Below are 17958 nucleotides of genomic sequence, written 5' to 3'. Positions count from 1 at the left end.
GGCTTAAAATGGTTTGTGGGTTATACTCAAAATTACAAAAAATAATAATAACTAATAAAAAACAATAGTGCGATCAAAAAGGTGCTTAATGCCAATTTTTTAAGCTCAGGATCAAGTTCTGCCTCGTTTAAAGTTACCGCTACTTTTCTCATATGAAAGAACACTGGCACATAGCCAATAAGACTTACATAACGTAACAGCGATGCATTTGTTGTAAATACATACCAAAACAGGCATAATACTGAGATTATCAACAACGAATAATGGTATTTTTTTGCTTTAGACAATCCCATTTTTACTACCATAGTATTTTTACCTACTGTGGTATCAGATTTTATATCTCTCATATTGTTGAGATTAAGAACCCCAACACTTAATAGCCCTATTGCGATTGCCGGCAAAATTGAGTTAAAAGGAATAGATTTCAGAAACAAAAATATTGAACCTAAAACACTTACTAATCCAAAGAATATAAAAACAAAAATATCACCTAAACCATTATAGCCATATGCAGATTTGCCAACTGTATATTTAATTGCCGCCCAAATAGCAAAACCACCAAGACCTAAGAATAAAATAGGGTATAAAATATCATCTAATCCAAAAGATGTAAGAATTAACAGAATAATTAAAATAGCATTAATAACAATACTGATATATATGCCACTTTTTAACTGCTTAGCGGTTAAAAGTCCGCTTTGCATTGCTCGTTTTGGTCCTACCCTATCGTCACCGTCAGTACCTTTGACCCCATCACCATAATCGTTGGCAAAATTGGAAGTTACCTGTAAACCAATAGTCGTGAGAATGGCAAGAATAAAAATGCTAACATTAGTAGCATTATGAAATGCTGCAATAGCAGTACCTACAAGAATACCTGAAATTGATAAAGGAAGCGTTCTAAGTCTTGCTGCGTTAAGCCAAGCTTTAACTGTAGTCACTAAAAAGGATCTTCTATTTGAATTCTCTTACCGTCTTGATAAGAAGCAACAAAGGCATCACCAAAGCCAATATCTACCAACTGTTTTCTAAAAGATTGAGCTTCTTCTAAAGTTTCAAAGTTTCCTAAAGAGTAGGAATAAAAAGGATTGGTTTTAACAAATAGTGTATTGGTAAGTGCTTCAGAAGCTAAAGTTACATTATTATCAACAAAGGATTTAACCTGTACTGAATAAATTTTCTCTTTTTGTAAAAACTCTTTAGCCAAGTAAAATTCCTTTACCAAGCTTAATTCCTCATTCTGTTCTTTTAAGTTTTCTAAACGAGTTCTAATAGCATCTACACTATCGATAGATGTCAATACTAAATCGTTAGAAGCTTTTCTATTGAATCCTCCTGAACTTGACAAGCCTGCTGTAAAAGATGTAAAAGCCAAACCACCTATTAAGAATAGACCAGTAATACCAGCTAAAATATTACGCTGTATCTTACTCTTCTTTAATTCTTTGTTCTTGAACTTTATCTGATCTAATAAACGCTCATTAATAATTTGTGCTTTATCGACGTCTTTATGTAATTCTAATAAATCGCTTTCTTCTATAAAAGGCATATACAGGGGTAATTTTTAAGCTTAAAACCTAAATGTAAGTCAAAAATTGTTAATAACTTTTCAATTCATACAAAAATAAAATTAAAAGTAATTTATCGCAATAATCACGATATTTTTTTAAGATATTCGGTTGAAAATCAAATATCTAAGAATTTTCTTACTTTTAGTTATTTATTCATCCAACAAACTGATACCGTCAGATTCAATCTTAATTTTTCTTTCTTTATATAGAGTACCTAATCCTTTTTTAAAGGTCTTTTTACTCATTTGAAAAACATCTCTAATCTCCTCTGGAGCAGATTTATCGTGCAAACCTAAAAAGCCACCACTCTCTACCAAAACTTCATAAATTTTATTAGCAGCAGGTTCTAAAACCTTAGCACCTAAAGGTTGTAACGAGATATCTAATTTATTGTCTTTCCTAATGGTTTTAATACAACCAGGTATTACATCGCCAATATTAATTGGTTTAAATACTTCATTAAAATAAACTAGACCTTTATGTTTTTCGTTTACAATTACTTCCCAACCTAAATCGGTTTGTCTTGTAACCACCAAATCTACCTGCTCCCATTCTTTAAGGTCAATGGTATCATTACTTAAAAATCTATCTAATTTGTTTGAAGCCACTAATCTACCTGAACGGTCATCTAAATAACAGTGTACCACGTACCACTGTCCTTCTTTCATCTTTACACGTTGTTCTCTAAAAGGAACTAAAAGATGCTTTTCTAGACCCCATTGCATAAAGGCACCGAATTCATTTACTTCAGCCACCTGTAACAACCTAAATTCACCCAACATAATGTCTGGTTCTAAGGTAGTTGCAACTGGTCTTTCATCATAATCCAAATAACAAAAAACTGTTATTTTAGCTCCTATTTCATATTCGGCAGGAACATATTTATTTGGTAACAAAACATCATTTCCTTCTTCATCACCTAAAAAAAGACCAACACTGGTATCTCTTAATATCTCAAGATTATTTTTACGTCCTAATTCTATCATGTTGCAAAATTACATTTTTAAATATTAAAAATCTTCACGTAAAAAAAAAAGACCGTTACCAATGGTAACGGTCTTTAAAATATTTGACATCTGACTATTTATCGTAAACGGATGCTTTATTGAAATGTTGACAAAGCTTGTAATAGATAACTGCTCTATGCTTATTTCTGTTAGAAGAACCGTACTTGTCCATAACAGTTTTTATAGCGTCATCTAATTTAGAATCATCGGCAAGACCTAATTTTTTGATCAAGTAATTGTTCTTTACAGTATCCAATTCTTTTTGATCACTACCAGATACTTTTGAAGCATCGATATTGTAAATAGATGGTCCTAAACCAACGGTTACTTTTTTAAGCAAGTCCATATCTGCATTTTCACCAAATTTATCTTTGATGTCCGCAGCATACTTTTCGATTAAATCGTCTCTTTTACTCATGTTAAATGTATAATTAATGGTTAATACACCCCTAAGATATGAAACGAAAATAATCAATCAAAATTTTATCGTTCTTTAATGCAGGCGTAGTAATTTCCAGTAATTGCGGACGAGCCGATTCTTTGAAAAAGTAACTTAATTCATCCTGGAGTTCTTGAGTTGATTTTGCCTTTCTATAACCCAACCCATACATACTACAAAGATGCTCTGCAGTTAAAGTGTGCCTAGTCTCAAAATAAGTTTCAAAAACATCTGAGTTTTCTTTTCCAGGTAGTATTCTAAAAATACCACCTCCATTATTATTTATTACAATGATTCTAAAATTACTTTTGATATAGTTGTTCCATAATGCATTGCTATCATAGAAAAAACTAAGATCACCCGTAATAAAAAGTGTTGGAGAGTTATTACCTATAGATGCCCCTATAGCTGTAGATGTACTACCGTCAATACCACTTGTACCTCTGTTACAAAAGACTTTTAAAGTGGTATTGAAATTAAATAACTGGGTATATCTAATTGTAGAACTATTAGCCAACTGAAGCATATACTCATTGGGTACAGATTTCAATATTGCACTGAAAGCCAAGAAATCTGAAAAAGGAATCTCTTTTAAATATAAATCTCTTTTTTGTTCAAACTTCTGTTTTACTTGATTCCATTTTTCAAAATAATCACTCTTTAATACAATTGAATCTGCATACATCTTATCAAAAAAAGTATTTACAGAAACTTTGATATGCTCTTCTAGACAGAAAAAAGTATCATTAGCTTGTTGACCACCAATATGCCAATGATGTTCTGGCTTATATTTTCTTAAAAATGCTTTTACTTTTTTAGAAACAATTAAACCACCAAAAGTTACCAATACATCAGGTTGCAATTGATTGAATTGCTCAATTTTATTGTCATGCATCTCAATAGGTGCAATCAGCGAATCTATACTGTTGAAAAAATTAGGATGATGTATGTTTGATGTAGTCTCGGTCAAAACCAAAACGCTTGGATCATTTGCCAAATGTTCTAAAATATAATCTTTAACAGTACAAGGAGTGCTCACTCCTACTAGAATCATTTTTCGAACAGCAATATTCCAAATATTTTTATGATACTCTATATTCGGCTGAGTAACTTCCCCAACTTTAATAGCATCTATTCTTGGTGTAATTATATTTTCAGTTAACGTATTATATAAGGGCTCTTCAAAAGGAGCATTTATATGAACTGGTTGGTTTAAATTGATTGCTATTTCAAAAGCATGATTTAGCTCAACATCATTATAGCTTTGAACTTTCTGCTGAACCTCACTAACATTCTCATCTATAATCCATTCTGGTTTATAATGTAAAACCTTTTCTGTAGCATGACTTACATCTTGTTTTAAATTAGCCGAATATCCAATATGATTCTTAAATACGTTCTGCTGATTAATAGTTTGCCCATCCCCTATTCCTAGTTTATAAATAGGCCTATCTGCAGAAATAACTACAAGAGGAATGTTGCTGAAATAAGCTTCTGCCACAGCAGGATAATAATTTAAAAGCGCACTACCAGATGTACATAACACTACTACGGGAACCTGTAATTGTTGCGCCAAACCTAATGCAAAAAATGCAGCACAACGCTCATCTACAATACTGTAACAGTTAAAAAACGGGTTCTCTGCAAAGGCAATTGTTAATGGTGCATTTCTTGAACCTGGCGATATAACAATATTAGAAATATTCTTTGCCTGGCAATGTTGAACAATAGATTGTGCGGTAGGTATAGCGGAGTATTTCATGTAGTTCAAAAATACGACCAATGCTTGTTATTACCCAAAAGTTGAATACTTAATTACTACCTAAGACACGTAACATGGTATTACTTTTCAAAGAGGTTTCATGCCATTCACTTTCAGGTATAGAATCACTTGTAATTCCTCCACCCACATAAATAGAAACTTTATTTTTATGTAATTGCATGCAACGTAGATTTACAAAAAGCTCTGAGGTATTTGTAACACTTCGGTAAGCGCTATTCTCTTGGTTTCTTCGGTTTCTATTTCTTGGTAATTCAGATTTCACATTTAATTCTCCTAAAAACCCTGTGTAAAAAGAACGGTCATAAAGCTCATTGTCCAAAATAAACTCTTTAGCTTTCTGTAACGGACTTCCACATACTGCCGGTGTTGGGTGTAATGCCTTTAAAACATTACCAAATTGATTAGGAGAAAATGTACCTTTCAACTCTGTTCTAAGATGCCAAAGCATACCAGCTTTTATAGATTCGCGTTCCAAAGCTCGTATAGATACAACCTTCTCTGTTAGAGCATCTACAATATAATCGGTTACCAATTGTTGCTCGTTTATTTCTTTTTTAGACCATTGAGGTTTTTCTGAACCTGCTGAATTCTGTGTCCCAGCCAAAGACATTGTAGTAAATTGTGAACCATTGGTTTTAACCAATATTTCTGGTGTCGCACCCATCCAAGTACCAATTTTAGGATGATGCCAGAAATAACAAAAAGCTTTTGGGTATTGTTTTAAAAGTCTTTTAAAGGTTTCACTGTAATCATCTTTATAATCAACTTCAATTTTCCTTGATAAAACAACCTTATTAATTTCTCCGTCGTTTATTTTATCTAAAGCATTCCCTATCAATTTAAGATATTTAGATTTCTCAACAGCATCAAGAGGTTTAGAACCCATCTCCTTAGCCACCACACTATCAACAATTGAATTCGACTCCTTTTGAATACTATCCATCTTTAAAAGAATAGCATCTGATTTTAAATTGAAGGGAGCAAATACGAATCCTTTTTCTGTAAAATCCTTAATCTTATGCACCTCATCATTATTCTGAAAAACACCGGTCAACTCAATTTCATTTGGTTTTCTATACAGAACAAAGGGTAACTGCTCTTTCAAGCATGTTGCAGCACGATTAAAAAGTTCTTGCATCATACTAACTTCTTGGTAAAGCGATTGTTGTTAGTTTACAAAGAGAAATAAGTTCGTCTGCTTCGTTAGTAATTTTTATTTCCCATAACTGAGTTGTTCTACCTTTGTGCAATATTACAGCCTTGGCATAAACAAAACCATCTTTGACGCTTTTTACATGGTTTGCTGAAATTTCAATACCTCTTACAAAAAACTTGCTAGCATCTAAAAAAATATAGGATGCCGCACTACCAACACTCTCTGCCAAAGCTACCATTGCACCACCATGTAGAACTCCATCGGGTTGATGCACTTTTGCAGTTACCGGCATTTTGGCCAACAAGAAATCCTCACCAACATCTATATAGTCTATTTCTAAGGTTTCCATTAAGGTATTCTTAGAAGTTTCGTTACAAATCTTTAGAATTTTTTCTTTGTAGTCGTTCATCCTTTTTTTTGTAAAATTAAGCATTACATTACCAACTGAAAAGCTTGATTGAATTGTACATACTATGGAAAACCAAATAAAAAATGTCACTTATAAAACCACTAACACCTATGAGACTTTAAATGAAATAAATAGCAACACAAAACGCGTGTGGTTAGTATTCCATGGCATCGGTTTTTTAAGTCGATTTTTTTTGAAATATTTTAATGAATTACCTAAAGAAGAAAATTACATACTTGCACCACAGGCACCTTCTAAATATTATCTGAAAAATGAATATAAACATGTAGGTGCAAGTTGGTTGACGAAAGAGAATACTGCAATAGAAACAGAAAATCTATTTAACTATTTAGATGCTGTTTTAGAAAATGAAAAGTTACCTACTGACTGTGAAATCATTGTTTTTGGTTTTTCACAAGGAGTATCCATAGCATTGCGCTACTTGACATACTCTAAACTACAATGCTCAAAATTAATTATTTACGCAGGCGGAATTCCAAAAGAACTAAATAAGACCGATTTCAACTATTTTGAAAATAAAACAGAAATAGTATCTATAATTGGTGATCATGACGAATACCTTACTCCAAAACGATTAGAGGAAGAGAATAGAAAGCTTAACTCACTCTTTGGAGATAGTATTAGGCATATAAATTTTAAGGGCGCACACGAAGTAAAAAAAGAAATTATTAATCAATTGGCTATATGAAAAACGATATTACGCTAGAGAATGAAAGGGTAAAATTAAGTCCTCTCACATTAGATAATTTTGAGCATCTTATCTCTATTGCCTCACAAAAGAAATTGGTTCAATTTTCACCTTCAGACATAGAAACGCCAAGTAGTTTAAAAAGCTACGTAGAAACTGCAATACAGCAATTAGAAGCAGGTACCAGTATACCGTTTCTTGTATATGACAAGCTTCATGAAAAATATGCAGGTTGTACCCGTTATATGAATATAAATCATAAGCACAAAGTTCTACATATTGGGTCTACTTGGATTGGCAAAGAATTTCAAAGCACTGGGTTAAATTCCCAAATGAAAAAATTAATGCTTGATTTTGCCTTTAACAATTTGAATTTTGAAAAAGTGGAGTTTCGTATAGACGAACGCAATATAGCTTCAAGAAAAGCTGTAGAGAAATTAGGATGTACTTTAGAAGGTATTCTCCGTAAAGATGTTTATTTATTAAATGGTTTCAAAAGAAACACTTGCTGCTATGGATTACTACGTGAAGAATGGCTTGATAAGAATCAATAGAATTATTCCTTAATAACTTTAGTTTCTTTAGGGTAATAAGTAATTTTTCTAGTTGTATATGTATTGTCTGGAGTAACTATCTGTTTAATCCAATTACCTTCTACTGCTTTATCATATTGGTAAACATACTCTTTCTTGATAATACCAGCACCTCTTTTAGCTACCTCAGCTATTAGCATACCTTTATCATCATACTCATAACTAGTACGTGTAGTAGGCTCAAACTTTTTTGTTTGAATATTGAATTCAAACTCTTGCTGTGCCATTAACTTTCCGTCCAAGCTAAAGACTTCTTCAAAGGCGTAACTTTCCTCCCCTTTTAAGTACTCTTTTGTCAATACAATCTTTTGAGCTGGTTTATTTTTTGGTTTTTGAGTTGACGTACGAATGGACTTTAGTGGCACTTCATTAATCATATAAGTAACCGTATTCTCACCTTTAAACTTCTTGTGTTCAATTAATGTAATATCTGTACCGTCATTATTAGTTCTTTTAATACTAATTAAATCACCGAACTCATCATAACCGTAAATATATTCATCTAAAAACTCTTTATCGTATGAAAAAATTCGCTCTTCTATTTTGATATTATCAGTAGAATCAATTTCATAAAAATGAGCTATTGACGTACTAGAATCAAACGCATTATTTCTATAAGATTCTGAACGTTTTTCAATTAATTCACCGTTGCTATACTTATAATGTACAACATCATAGTCTTGGGCATTATATCTGGTAACAGCCTTTGTTAAAAATCCTTTTTTATTAAAATCATATTCCTCTTTACCATAATCAGTACTTACCAAACAGAATTTGACTTCTCCCTTTAAATCAAAATCATCAAGGGTAAAAATCTGAATTTCTTGCCCTTGCATAGTTCCTACGGCTACTACTAAAGTCAAAAAAATTGTCTGTAAGTATTTATTAATCATACTGCAAAATTACTTTAATAATACTGGGTTAGAAAAAAATTACCGTAAAAGTAAAAAGGGACGGTAAATACCGTCCCTTTTCTATAACAAATTAGAGTTATATTATTTAACCTCTTCGAAGTCTACGTCTTCAACGTTATCTCCTTCAGAAGCTCCACCGTCAGCAGTAGGCTCTCCTTGAGGAGCACCACCTTGTGCCTCAGCTTGTGCTTTGTACATTTCTTCAGATGCTACTTTCCAAGCTTCATTGATTTTATCTAAAGCTGGAGAAATAACTGCAAGGTCTTTACTTTCGTAAGCTGCCTTTAATTCTGCCAAAGCATCTTCAATTGGTTTTTTCTTATCATCAGATAATTTATCACCAAATTCAGTTAATTGCTTTTCAGTTTGGAAAATCATTCCATCTGCCTCATTCAACTTATCAGCAGTCTCTTTCGCTTTTTTATCAGACTCTGCATTAGCTTCTGCCTCTGCTTTCATCTTCTTGATTTCTTCCTCGGTTAAACCTGAAGAAGCTTCAATACGAATATCTTGCGATTTGTTAGTTGCTTTATCTGTAGCAGATACTTTAATAATACCATTTGCATCAATATCGAAAGTAACTTCAATTTGAGGAGTACCTCTTTGTGCTGGTGGAATACCATCTAAATGGAATCTACCAATAGTTTTATTATCATTTGCCATTGGTCTTTCTCCTTGCAATACGTGAATTTCAACCGATGGTTGGTTATCAGCAGCGGTAGAGAATACCTGAGACTTTTTAGTTGGTATAGTAGTGTTGGCCTCTATTAATTTGGTCATTACACTTCCCATTGTTTCAATACCTAAAGAAAGAGGAGTAACGTCTAATAATAATACATCTTTTACATCTCCAGTTAATACACCACCTTGTATTGCAGCACCTATCGCTACAACCTCATCTGGATTAACTCCTTTTGAAGGCTTCTTACCAAAGAATTTCTCAACAGCTTCTTGTACCGCTGGTATTCTAGTAGAACCACCAACCAAGATAATTTCATCAATATCGCTATTTGTGAGACCTGCAGATTTCATTGCGCTTGCACATGGCTCTATTGTTCTTTTAACCAAATCAGCAATTAATTGCTCGAATTTTGATCTTGTCAAAGTTCTTACTAAGTGCTTTGGTCCAGAAGCAGTTGCCGTTACATATGGCAAGTTAATTTCTGTTTGAGCAGAAGATGATAATTCGATTTTAGCTTTTTCAGCAGCCTCACGTAAACGTTGAAGTGCCATAGAATCTTTTCTAAGATCCATATCTTCTTCAGATTTGAACTCATCAGCCAACCAATCAATAATCTTTTGATCAACATCATCACCACCTAAGTGAGTATCACCATCAGTAGCTAATACTTCAAATACACCATCTCCTAATTCTAAGATAGAAACATCATGTGTACCACCACCAAAATCAAATACTACAATTTTTTGCTCGGTATCTTTCTTATCCATACCGTACGCCAAAGATGCAGATGTAGGTTCGTTGATAATACGCTCAACAGTTAAACCTGCAATCTCACCAGCTTCTTTAGTCGCTTGTCTTTGAGAATCGTTAAAGTAAGCTGGTACTGTAATTACCGCACGAGTTACTTCTTGTCCTAAATAATCTTCAGCAGTTTTCTTCATTTTCTGAAGAATCATAGCTGATAATTCTTGTGGAGAATATAAACGACCATCAATATCTACTCTTGGTGTATCGTTATCTCCTTTTACTACTTTATAAGGTACTCTTTCAGCTTCTTTACTTGACTCTGAATATTTGTTACCCATAAACCTTTTAATAGAATAAATGGTTTTTTCTGGGTTAGTAACAGCTTGTCTTTTTGCTGGGTCACCTACCTTGATCTCACCACCTTCAACGAAAGCAATCACTGATGGTGTTGTTCTTTTTCCTTCTGCATTCGGAATTACTACTGGCTCGTTACCTTCCATAACAGAAACACAGGAGTTGGTAGTACCCAAATCTATTCCTATAATCTTACTCATTATTATATGTTTTAAATTAAGTGCTTTATTTTACAATCGATTTGTAAATGACAAACAATATGCCAAGCAAGAAAAACTGACATGATGTCATTATTATCATTAATCCCTCTAGATATATGCCAATTTTGTTTGATAAAAGGTTAGTGAAACATTGTACCTTAGCCTACAAAATACATAAGGTTTGGAGATAGAAAGTATTAGTGTTTTTGATATGTTAAAGATTGGCGTGGGTCCTTCTAGTTCACATACTCTTGGACCATGGCGTGCTGCCGAAAGATGGTTGGCGCGTTTAAATTCTAAAAACAATCTTGAAAAAGTTGAAGAAGTAGAAGTTCACCTATATGGCTCTCTATCATTAACAGGTAAAGGTCATGCCACTGATTATGCGGTAATGTTAGGCTTATTGGGCGCCGATCCAGAATTAATACCAATAGACTCCATTGATTCTTTAATCAACACTATAAAGAATGAGCATGTGCTACATTTAGATGGTACTTATAAGATTACTTTCGATCCGAAAAAACATATTGTTTTCAATAGAAAATTTCTTCCCTTCCATGCCAACGGATTAAAGTTTCAAGCAATACTAAAATCCGGTAAAAAGATTTCTAAAACTTATTATTCCATTGGTGGCGGATTTGTTATTAGTGAAGAACGAAAAAATGCCAAACGCAAAGTTGACATGTTCAACAAGTTTCCTTTTCCTGTACAAAAAGGAACCGAACTTTTAGATTTCTGTAAAAAAGAAGGCTTAATGATTTCGGAACTAGTCCTGGAAAATGAAAAGTCATTACGAGACGATAAGACAATTGACCATGAGCTAGAGAGAATATGGAACACCATGCTAGAATGCATGTATACGGGTTGCCATACAGAAGGAACTTTACCGGGTGGATTAAATGTTAAGCGCAGGGCTTTTGAAATGCACAACAAATTAAAAAGTGACATCCCCTACACTACCCCTGAAGAATGGTTACAGACCATTCGCCAAACCGAAGTGAAATTTAGACAGATTTTACAATGGGTAAGTTGTTTTGCCCTTAGTGTCAATGAAGTGAACGCATCGTTGGGTCGTGTAGTAACCGCACCTACAAATGGTAGTGCAGGTGTAATACCGGCCGTATTAATGTATTATATGGTTATTGAAAATCATGCAGGAAATTTTGAGCATGTAAAACAATTTCTACTTGTTGCCGGAGAGATTGGCAGTATTTTTAAAAAAGGAGCTACAATTTCTGCCGCCATGGGTGGATGCCAAGCTGAAATTGGCGTATCATCGGCAATGGCAGCGGGCGCTCTTACAGAACTATTGGGCGGTACACCAGAACAAGTACTTATGGCAGCAGAAATTGCCATGGAACATCACTTAGGGCTTACCTGTGATCCTATTGGCGGATTAGTTCAGATACCCTGTATTGAAAGAAATTCTATGGGTGCCATAAAAGCAATAAACGCCGCAGAATTAGCTTTAGGTTCAGACCCTTCCGCAGCGAAAGTACCTCTAGATAAGGTGGTGCAAACCATGTGGGAAACCGCAAAAGATATGAGCTCTAAATACAAAGAAACTTCTGAAGGCGGATTAGCGGTTGGTGTTTTTCTAAGTGATTGCTAAATACACTTTATCTTATAATAACCTTATATATTATAGTCATTTATAGAATCGCCTTTTTAATAAACTATAGTTTCGCTAAATTTAATTTATGAAAAACTTGATTTCTGAAAGGGTAGCCGATTTTATTAAAAATTACCCCCCTTTTAATGTTCTGGATAGTAAATCTTTATTTCAGTTAGCAGAGCAAGTCCTTATCGTTTATAAGGAAAAAAACAGTATTATATTTTCGGTAGATGAAAGTCAGCATTCTCACTTCTACTTAGTACATAAAGGAGCTGTAACATTAAACAATCCTGCCACTTCTAACATTCTCGATTTTTGTGACGAGGGAGATATTTTTGGTCTACGCCCCTTATTTGCCAATGAAAACTACAAGTTAGAAGCTAGAGCCCATGAAGAATCTATTCTGTACGGCATACCTATAGATATTTTTAGACCTATAGCTAAGCAGAACGAAGAAGTAACTGTTTTTCTAATGGAGAGTTTTGCTTCAAACACTCGTAACCCATATGCGAAAAATCAAAAAGGACAACTCTATGAAAGTGAAGGTGAAGAAACTGCTAGTAGCGAGGTAATAATCCCAGATTTACAATTAGCCAGCTATTCAAAAAAACTAGTGACATGTTCTACCAGAACAACCATACAGAAAGCTGCTGAAATAATGACCAAGAGACAAATTGGGTCTATTTTAGTAATCAAAAAAGATTTACCAGTAGGTATTATAACAGATAAAGATTTTAGAAACAAAGTAATATCTGGTAAGCAACCAATTACTGCCACGGTCAAATCTATAATGACTACGCCTGTAATTACCTATCCAAAGAATCTAACAATTACGCAGGCACAAATGGCAATGATGAAAAGTAACATTAGTCATTTGGTCATCACAGAAGATGGCACGCCTAATTCTGCTGCCTTAGGTATTTTATCCAAGCATGATGTTATGGTTTCATTGGGTGACAACCCAGCCGTATTGGTAAAAGCTATTAAACGTACTTCAAAAATTAAAAAAATAAAGCAGCTCAGAAAAAGTGTAATGGTACTTTTAACGGGGTATTTGGAACAAAATATTCCTTTGAGATTAATAGCCAAAATTATCTCTGAACTGAACGACACTTGTATTAAGCAAGTTGTTGAAATCTCCATCGCAAAAATGGACTCTCCACCGCCTGCAAAGTTTGCATGGTTAGCATTAGGTAGCCAAGGTAGAAGTGAGCAACTTTTGCACACAGATCAAGATAATGCACTAGTTTTTGAAGATGTTCCCGAAGAAGATTTACCCAAGACCACTACTTACTTTTTAGATCTTGCAAAGCACATAACTAAAGGACTAAATACAATAGGATACGAATATTGCCCGGCAGATATGATGGCTTCCAATCCAAAATGGTGCTTGAGCTTACAAGAATGGAAAAACAAATTATCGTATTGGATTAGTAACCCAGGACCTAATGAGGTATTAATGTCTTCCATCTTTTTTGATTATAGTCTGGCATATGGTGAACGTAGCTTATTGGACAACATGTCTGAACATATATTTAGAACCGTTGAAAAATACCCTATTTTCTTAGTGCATTTGGCAAACGGGGCATTACAAAGCCCTTCACCAACAGGATTTTTTAGACAATTTGTTGTGGAGCAAGATGGACAACACAAAGATTCTTTTGACCTAAAAAGTAGAGCACTAAGACCATTAATTGATGCTGCTAGAGTTTTGATACTATCGCATTCTGTTAAGGCTATCAGCAATACTTGGGAAAGATATGAGAAGCTTGCGGAAATTGAACCCAATAATCAAGAGTTGTATTTGGCTTGTTCTTATGCCACTAAAGCTTTATTAAAATTTAGAACACGTCAAGGGTTAGCCAATCATGATTCAGGAAGGTTTATTCAACTAGATCAATTGACAAAACAAGAAAAAATGAAATTAAAGCGAACGTTCAAAGCTATTAAGGAAATTCAAGAATTAATTACACTTCGCTTTAAGGTTACTAATATTTTAGGGTAATGGGACTATTTAAAAAAGCACCTAAGAATTTACCGGAATATTGGTTGAAATATGAGAGCCTTTTTAAGGACTCGCAGAGCAAAAACATCGATGATTTAATTTTTGTTGTTCTTGATACAGAAACAACAGGTTTTAGTTTTGAGGATGATAGAGTACTATCTATTGGAGCTGTAAAAATCAAAAAAGAGACTATTTCCGTACAGGAGGTTTTTGATATTTATTTAGAACAAGAAAAGTTTAATAAAGACACCGTGCATGTACACGGTCTATTAAAAAACGGTCAGCGAGAATGCATCAGTGAAATTTTAGCCTTAGAAAAATTTTTAGATTATGTTGGCAATGCCATTATAGTTGCCCACCATGCGGGGTTTGATATGGGAATGCTCAATACCGCACTTATAAGACATGGATTGCCTAAATTAAAAAACACTGTATTAGACACAAGTGTTATTTATAAAAAAACGCTGATAAAATCTTATTTAGTACAACCTAAACCTAGCTATACTTTAGATGAATTGGCAGAGAAGTTTTCCATCTCTAAAAAAGATAGGCACACAGCTTTGGGAGATGCCTATATTACTGCAGTAGCATTCTTAAAAATTATATCAAGATTAAAGGAGAAGAAAAACTTCTCCCTTAAATCTTTAATTAGGTAAGTTCTTAAAGGCTTTCCAGGTAATTTAAAACGTTTCTATTGATACGGTCATTTATATGGGTAGTATCCGCTTTTACAAAAGGTTCGCCTGTAATGTGTTCATATAGCTCAATGTATCGCTCAGAAACAGATTCAATATACTCATCAGTCATATGAGGTACGGTCTGTCCTTCTAATCCTTGAAAATCATTTGCGATTAACCATTGCCTTACAAACTCTTTAGAAAGTTGTTTTTGTGGTTCATTGGCATCCTGCCTTTCTTGATATCCTTCAGAATAAAAATATCTAGAGGAATCAGGAGTATGTATTTCGTCTATCAATACAATTTTACCGTCTTTCGTTTTTCCGAATTCATATTTTGTATCAACTAAAATCAATCCTCTTTTTGCAGCTATTTCTGTACCTCTTTCAAATAGTGCGTAAGTATATTTTTCAAGAATAGCATAATCTTCAGCAGATACAATGCCTTTGCTTAAAATGTCTTGTTTAGAAATATCCTCATCATGATCCCCCATTTCTGCTTTAGTTGCTGGAGTAATAATTGGAGTCGGAAATTTATCATTTTCCTTCATTCCCTCGGGCATAGTAACTCCGCAAAGCATTCTTTTCCCAGCTTTATATTCCCTAGCCGCGTGACCAGACATATAACCACGTATAACCATTTCAATTTTAAAAGGTTCACAAGCAACCCCTACAGCTACATTTGGATCGGGAGTGGCAGTTAACCAATTAGGAACAATGTCTTCTGTAGAAGCCATCATTTGCGTTGCAATCTGATTTAGAATTTGACCTTTATAAGGAATTCCTTTTGGCATTACTACATCAAAAGCAGATAACCTATCTGTAGCCACCATCACCAACATATCGTTATCAAGTGTATATACAGACCTTACTTTGCCTTTGTAGACATTCTTTTGACCTGGGAAATTGAATTCGGTTTCGTAAATAGTATTGTTAGACATGTATTTTATTAATTGTGGTGTTCAATAGTTTTATAAGCTTCAATTACTTTCTTAACAAGCTTATGGCGAATTACATCTTTATCATCAAGGTAGATGACTTCTATACCTTCAACATTCTGCAAAATCAACAAAGCCTCCTTTAATCCTGATACTGTTCTTCTAGGTAAATCGATCTGACCAGGGTCACCGGTTATTAAAAATCTAGCATTTCTTCCCATTCTGGTAAGAAACATTTTCATTTGTGCGTGGGTTGTATTCTGTGCCTCATCTAAAATAACAAAGGCATTATCTAACGTTCTACCGCGCATAAATGCCATAGGGGCAATTTGTATAGTTCCGTTCTCAATGTAATGCACCAATTTCTCAGCGGGTATCATATCCCTTAACGCATCATAAAGAGGTTGCATATAAGGATCAAGCTTCTCCTTTAAATCACCTGGTAAAAACCCTAAATTCTCACCAGCTTCAACAGCAGGTCTTGTTAATATAATTTTCTTTACTTGCTTCTCCTTTAATGCTTTTACAGCAAGAGCTACACCTGTATAGGTTTTACCTGTACCAGCTGGCCCTATGGCAAAAACCATATCGTTCTTTTTAGAAGCATCAACCAAACGTCTTTGGTTTGCAGTTTGGGCTTTAATTAACCTACCACTTACACCATGGACTAAAGTTTCGCCGCTGTTCTTTGATGATTTTGATTCATCTTCCTCAGAACTTGTCAATATCCTTTCAATGCTGTTTTCGTCCAGCTTATTAAATTTTATGTAATGTTGGGTAAGCATATCGAATCGTTTTTCAAACTCTTCCAAAAGCTCTTCATCTCCAAAAACTTTGATTTTACTGCCACGGGCAACAATTTTTAGTTTTGGAAAATACTTTTTCAATAAATCAATATGTTCATTTTGCTGCCCAAAAAACTCTCTCGGGCTAATTTCGGTAAGTTCTAGAATTATCTCGTTCAAACAGTCAGTTTTATAATGATTTATAGTTAGCGAAGATTAATTTCTAATCGCTGTTTTTTTGTTTAATTTTGTATATCAAATTTAAGCAAATTTTAAGTTTGACTAACCAAAAACATATCAACATTGCTGTATGGCAATCATCACCCTAACAACAGATTTCGGATTAAAAGATCACTTTGTTGCCGTATTAAAAGGTTCCATATATAGTGAATTGCCCGATGCTAAGATTGTTGATATTTCGCATGACATCATGCCCTTCAACATTCAAGAGTGCGCATATATTCTTTCTAATTCTTATAAAAGCTTCCCAAAAGGAACTATACATATTGTAGGCGTAGATTCTGAAGAAACGCCCGACAATAAGCATGTAGTAGCTCTAGTTAACGGCCATTATTTTATTAGTGCAAACACTGGTGTCATTGGGCTTATCACCTCAGAAATGACTCCTGATAAAGTAGTGGAAATTAACTTACCAGACTCCATCGCCAATTCTTTTCCTGTCTTAAATGTGTTCATTCAAGTTGCATGTCATATTGCGCGTGGCGGCACCTTAGAAATTGTTGGTAAGCCATTCACAGCATTGAATGATTTGAGAGAATTTGCACCTAGAATTGCAGAAGATGGTAAAAAGATTATTGGTAGTGTTATCTATATTGATAACTATGGTAATGTCATTACTAATATTCGTAAAAACCTGTTTGATGCTTACCGTAAAGACCGAAATTATACACTATTAGTTCGCAATCACAAGATTACGACCATTCATAAAGCATATAACGAATTTATAGATTATAGTTTAGAAAAGAACCAACGTAAAAGTGCAGGTGATCTTTTAGCCATATTCAATTCTTCTGACTATATTGAGCTGGCTATTTATAAAAGTAATCTGACTACCGTAGGTGGTGCATCTACCCTATTAGGATTAGATTATAGAGACACCATTATGGTCGATTTTGAATAAATTAAAAAAGTATATTATTCAGTTTATAAATTGAATCTATAGTTTGGCAAAAGAAAACAAAAGTTAATAACTATTTTTAAGAACTAATATTGATGGGGTTTAACTAGTAAAACCTAGTATTACACATCACCTTTAGCACATAGAAACTGTTAATAAGTTTGTTTCCTTAAAAAGACCAATTAAAATATCTTTGTTGGTAACTAAAACTGCCAACGATTAGGAGTTTAAACCTAT

General features: G+C 33.9%; 17 protein-coding genes. 6 read left to right on the top strand and 11 right to left on the bottom strand.

Going from position 1 to position 17958, the window contains the following annotated elements:
* Positions 1–32: 32 nt before the first annotated feature.
* The 7 genes from menA to P178_RS0112410 form a co-directional block, all read right to left on the bottom strand.
* Positions 33–941, bottom strand: coding sequence for a 1,4-dihydroxy-2-naphthoate octaprenyltransferase (gene menA / locus P178_RS0112440; protein WP_027066525.1), 909 nt, complete (start codon positions 939–941; stop codon positions 33–35).
* Complete coding sequence (locus P178_RS0112435) at positions 941–1549, bottom strand: SPOR domain-containing protein (protein WP_027066524.1); 609 nt, start codon at positions 1547–1549, stop codon at positions 941–943. The genes menA and P178_RS0112435 overlap by 1 nt, the downstream gene beginning before the upstream one ends.
* 171 nt (positions 1550–1720) lie before the next feature.
* Positions 1721–2557, bottom strand: coding sequence for a S1 RNA-binding domain-containing protein (locus P178_RS0112430; RefSeq protein ID WP_027066523.1), 837 nt, complete (start codon positions 2555–2557; stop codon positions 1721–1723).
* A gap of 94 nt (positions 2558–2651) precedes the next feature.
* Positions 2652–2996 carry a DUF2853 family protein gene (locus P178_RS0112425; RefSeq protein ID WP_027066522.1) on the bottom strand — a complete coding sequence of 115 codons (345 nt, stop codon included), beginning with the start codon at positions 2994–2996 and terminating at the stop codon, positions 2652–2654.
* 31 nt (positions 2997–3027) lie between these two features.
* Positions 3028–4779: a 2-succinyl-5-enolpyruvyl-6-hydroxy-3-cyclohexene-1-carboxylic-acid synthase gene (menD, locus tag P178_RS0112420; RefSeq protein WP_027066521.1), complete on the bottom strand. Its 1752-nt coding sequence runs from the start codon at positions 4777–4779 to the stop codon at positions 3028–3030.
* A 49-nt stretch (positions 4780–4828) separates the two neighbouring features.
* The gene (locus tag P178_RS0112415; RefSeq protein WP_027066520.1) at positions 4829–5941 is read right to left on the bottom strand and encodes a chorismate-binding protein; all 1113 of its coding nucleotides are present in this window, start codon (positions 5939–5941) and stop codon (positions 4829–4831) included.
* Between the two features lies 1 nt (position 5942).
* Entirely contained in the window at positions 5943–6365 is a 423-nt protein-coding gene (locus tag P178_RS0112410; protein WP_027066519.1) for a PaaI family thioesterase, read from the bottom strand.
* A 64-nt stretch (positions 6366–6429) separates the two neighbouring features.
* Between P178_RS0112410 and P178_RS0112405 the strand changes: the two genes are divergently transcribed.
* Positions 6430–7074 carry an alpha/beta hydrolase gene (locus P178_RS0112405; RefSeq protein WP_027066518.1) on the top strand — a complete coding sequence of 215 codons (645 nt, stop codon included), beginning with the start codon at positions 6430–6432 and terminating at the stop codon, positions 7072–7074.
* Positions 7071–7628: a GNAT family N-acetyltransferase gene (locus tag P178_RS0112400; protein ID WP_027066517.1), complete on the top strand. Its 558-nt coding sequence runs from the start codon at positions 7071–7073 to the stop codon at positions 7626–7628. The genes P178_RS0112405 and P178_RS0112400 overlap by 4 nt, the downstream gene beginning before the upstream one ends.
* A 2-nt stretch (positions 7629–7630) precedes the next feature.
* On the opposite strand, the gene P178_RS0112395 is transcribed toward P178_RS0112400, so the two are convergent.
* Both P178_RS0112395 and dnaK read right to left on the bottom strand, forming a co-directional pair.
* Positions 7631–8560, bottom strand: coding sequence for a hypothetical protein (locus tag P178_RS0112395; RefSeq protein WP_027066516.1), 930 nt, complete (start codon positions 8558–8560; stop codon positions 7631–7633).
* 102 nt (positions 8561–8662) lie between these two features.
* The gene (dnaK, locus tag P178_RS0112390; protein WP_027066515.1) at positions 8663–10564 is read right to left on the bottom strand and encodes a molecular chaperone DnaK; all 1902 of its coding nucleotides are present in this window, start codon (positions 10562–10564) and stop codon (positions 8663–8665) included.
* A 187-nt stretch (positions 10565–10751) separates the two neighbouring features.
* On the opposite strand from dnaK, the gene P178_RS0112385 reads away from it, so the two are divergent.
* The 3 genes from P178_RS0112385 to P178_RS0112375 all read left to right on the top strand — a co-directional run bounded on the left by P178_RS0112385 (position 10752) and on the right by P178_RS0112375 (position 14840).
* The gene (locus tag P178_RS0112385; protein WP_027066514.1) at positions 10752–12176 is read left to right on the top strand and encodes an L-serine ammonia-lyase; all 1425 of its coding nucleotides are present in this window, start codon (positions 10752–10754) and stop codon (positions 12174–12176) included.
* A gap of 88 nt (positions 12177–12264) precedes the next feature.
* Positions 12265–14184, top strand: coding sequence for a DUF294 nucleotidyltransferase-like domain-containing protein (locus P178_RS0112380; RefSeq protein ID WP_027066513.1), 1920 nt, complete (start codon positions 12265–12267; stop codon positions 14182–14184).
* The gene (locus P178_RS0112375) at positions 14184–14840 is read left to right on the top strand and encodes a PolC-type DNA polymerase III (RefSeq protein ID WP_027066512.1); all 657 of its coding nucleotides are present in this window, start codon (positions 14184–14186) and stop codon (positions 14838–14840) included. The genes P178_RS0112380 and P178_RS0112375 overlap by 1 nt, the downstream gene beginning before the upstream one ends.
* Before the next feature lie 4 nt (positions 14841–14844).
* Here P178_RS0112375 and P178_RS0112370 read toward each other — a convergent pair whose 3' ends face one another.
* Together P178_RS0112370 and P178_RS0112365 are read right to left on the bottom strand one after the other, a co-directional pair.
* On the bottom strand, positions 14845–15801 hold the full coding sequence (locus P178_RS0112370; protein WP_027066511.1) for a phosphoribosylaminoimidazolesuccinocarboxamide synthase: 957 nt from the start codon (positions 15799–15801) through the stop codon (positions 14845–14847).
* Between the two features lie 8 nt (positions 15802–15809).
* Positions 15810–16763, bottom strand: coding sequence for a PhoH family protein (locus P178_RS0112365; protein ID WP_027066510.1), 954 nt, complete (start codon positions 16761–16763; stop codon positions 15810–15812).
* Between the two features lie 130 nt (positions 16764–16893).
* On the opposite strand from P178_RS0112365, the gene P178_RS0112360 reads away from it, so the two are divergent.
* A complete protein-coding gene (locus P178_RS0112360; protein ID WP_027066509.1) occupies positions 16894–17724 on the top strand; it encodes an S-adenosyl-l-methionine hydroxide adenosyltransferase family protein in 831 nt (276 codons plus the stop codon).
* Positions 17725–17958: the final 234 nt, after the last annotated feature.

The organism is Maribacter sp. Hel_I_7 (assembly GCF_000688315.1).
Taxonomy (GTDB): Bacteria; Bacteroidota; Bacteroidia; order Flavobacteriales; family Flavobacteriaceae; genus Maribacter; species Maribacter stanieri.
The sequence above is the reverse complement of the archived record's forward strand: the minus strand, read 5'-3'. Positions and strand labels throughout refer to the sequence as shown.

Coding starts and splice junctions, on each gene's coding strand:
- P178_RS0112435 (WP_027066524.1), bottom strand. CDS start 1,549: ATGCCTTTTATAGAAGAAAGCGATTTATTAGAATTACATAAAGACGTC.
- P178_RS0112430 (WP_027066523.1), bottom strand. CDS start 2,557: ATGATAGAATTAGGACGTAAAAATAATCTTGAGATATTAAGAGATACC.
- P178_RS0112425 (WP_027066522.1), bottom strand. CDS start 2,996: ATGAGTAAAAGAGACGATTTAATCGAAAAGTATGCTGCGGACATCAAA.
- menD (WP_027066521.1), bottom strand. CDS start 4,779: ATGAAATACTCCGCTATACCTACCGCACAATCTATTGTTCAACATTGC.
- P178_RS0112415 (WP_027066520.1), bottom strand. CDS start 5,941: ATGATGCAAGAACTTTTTAATCGTGCTGCAACATGCTTGAAAGAGCAG.
- P178_RS0112410 (WP_027066519.1), bottom strand. CDS start 6,365: ATGAACGACTACAAAGAAAAAATTCTAAAGATTTGTAACGAAACTTCT.
- P178_RS0112405 (WP_027066518.1), top strand. CDS start 6,430: ATGGAAAACCAAATAAAAAATGTCACTTATAAAACCACTAACACCTAT.
- P178_RS0112400 (WP_027066517.1), top strand. CDS start 7,071: ATGAAAAACGATATTACGCTAGAGAATGAAAGGGTAAAATTAAGTCCT.
- P178_RS0112395 (WP_027066516.1), bottom strand. CDS start 8,560: ATGATTAATAAATACTTACAGACAATTTTTTTGACTTTAGTAGTAGCC.
- dnaK (WP_027066515.1), bottom strand. CDS start 10,564: ATGAGTAAGATTATAGGAATAGATTTGGGTACTACCAACTCCTGTGTT.
- P178_RS0112380 (WP_027066513.1), top strand. CDS start 12,265: ATGAAAAACTTGATTTCTGAAAGGGTAGCCGATTTTATTAAAAATTAC.
- P178_RS0112375 (WP_027066512.1), top strand. CDS start 14,184: ATGGGACTATTTAAAAAAGCACCTAAGAATTTACCGGAATATTGGTTG.
- P178_RS0112370 (WP_027066511.1), bottom strand. CDS start 15,801: ATGTCTAACAATACTATTTACGAAACCGAATTCAATTTCCCAGGTCAA.
- P178_RS0112360 (WP_027066509.1), top strand. CDS start 16,894: ATGGCAATCATCACCCTAACAACAGATTTCGGATTAAAAGATCACTTT.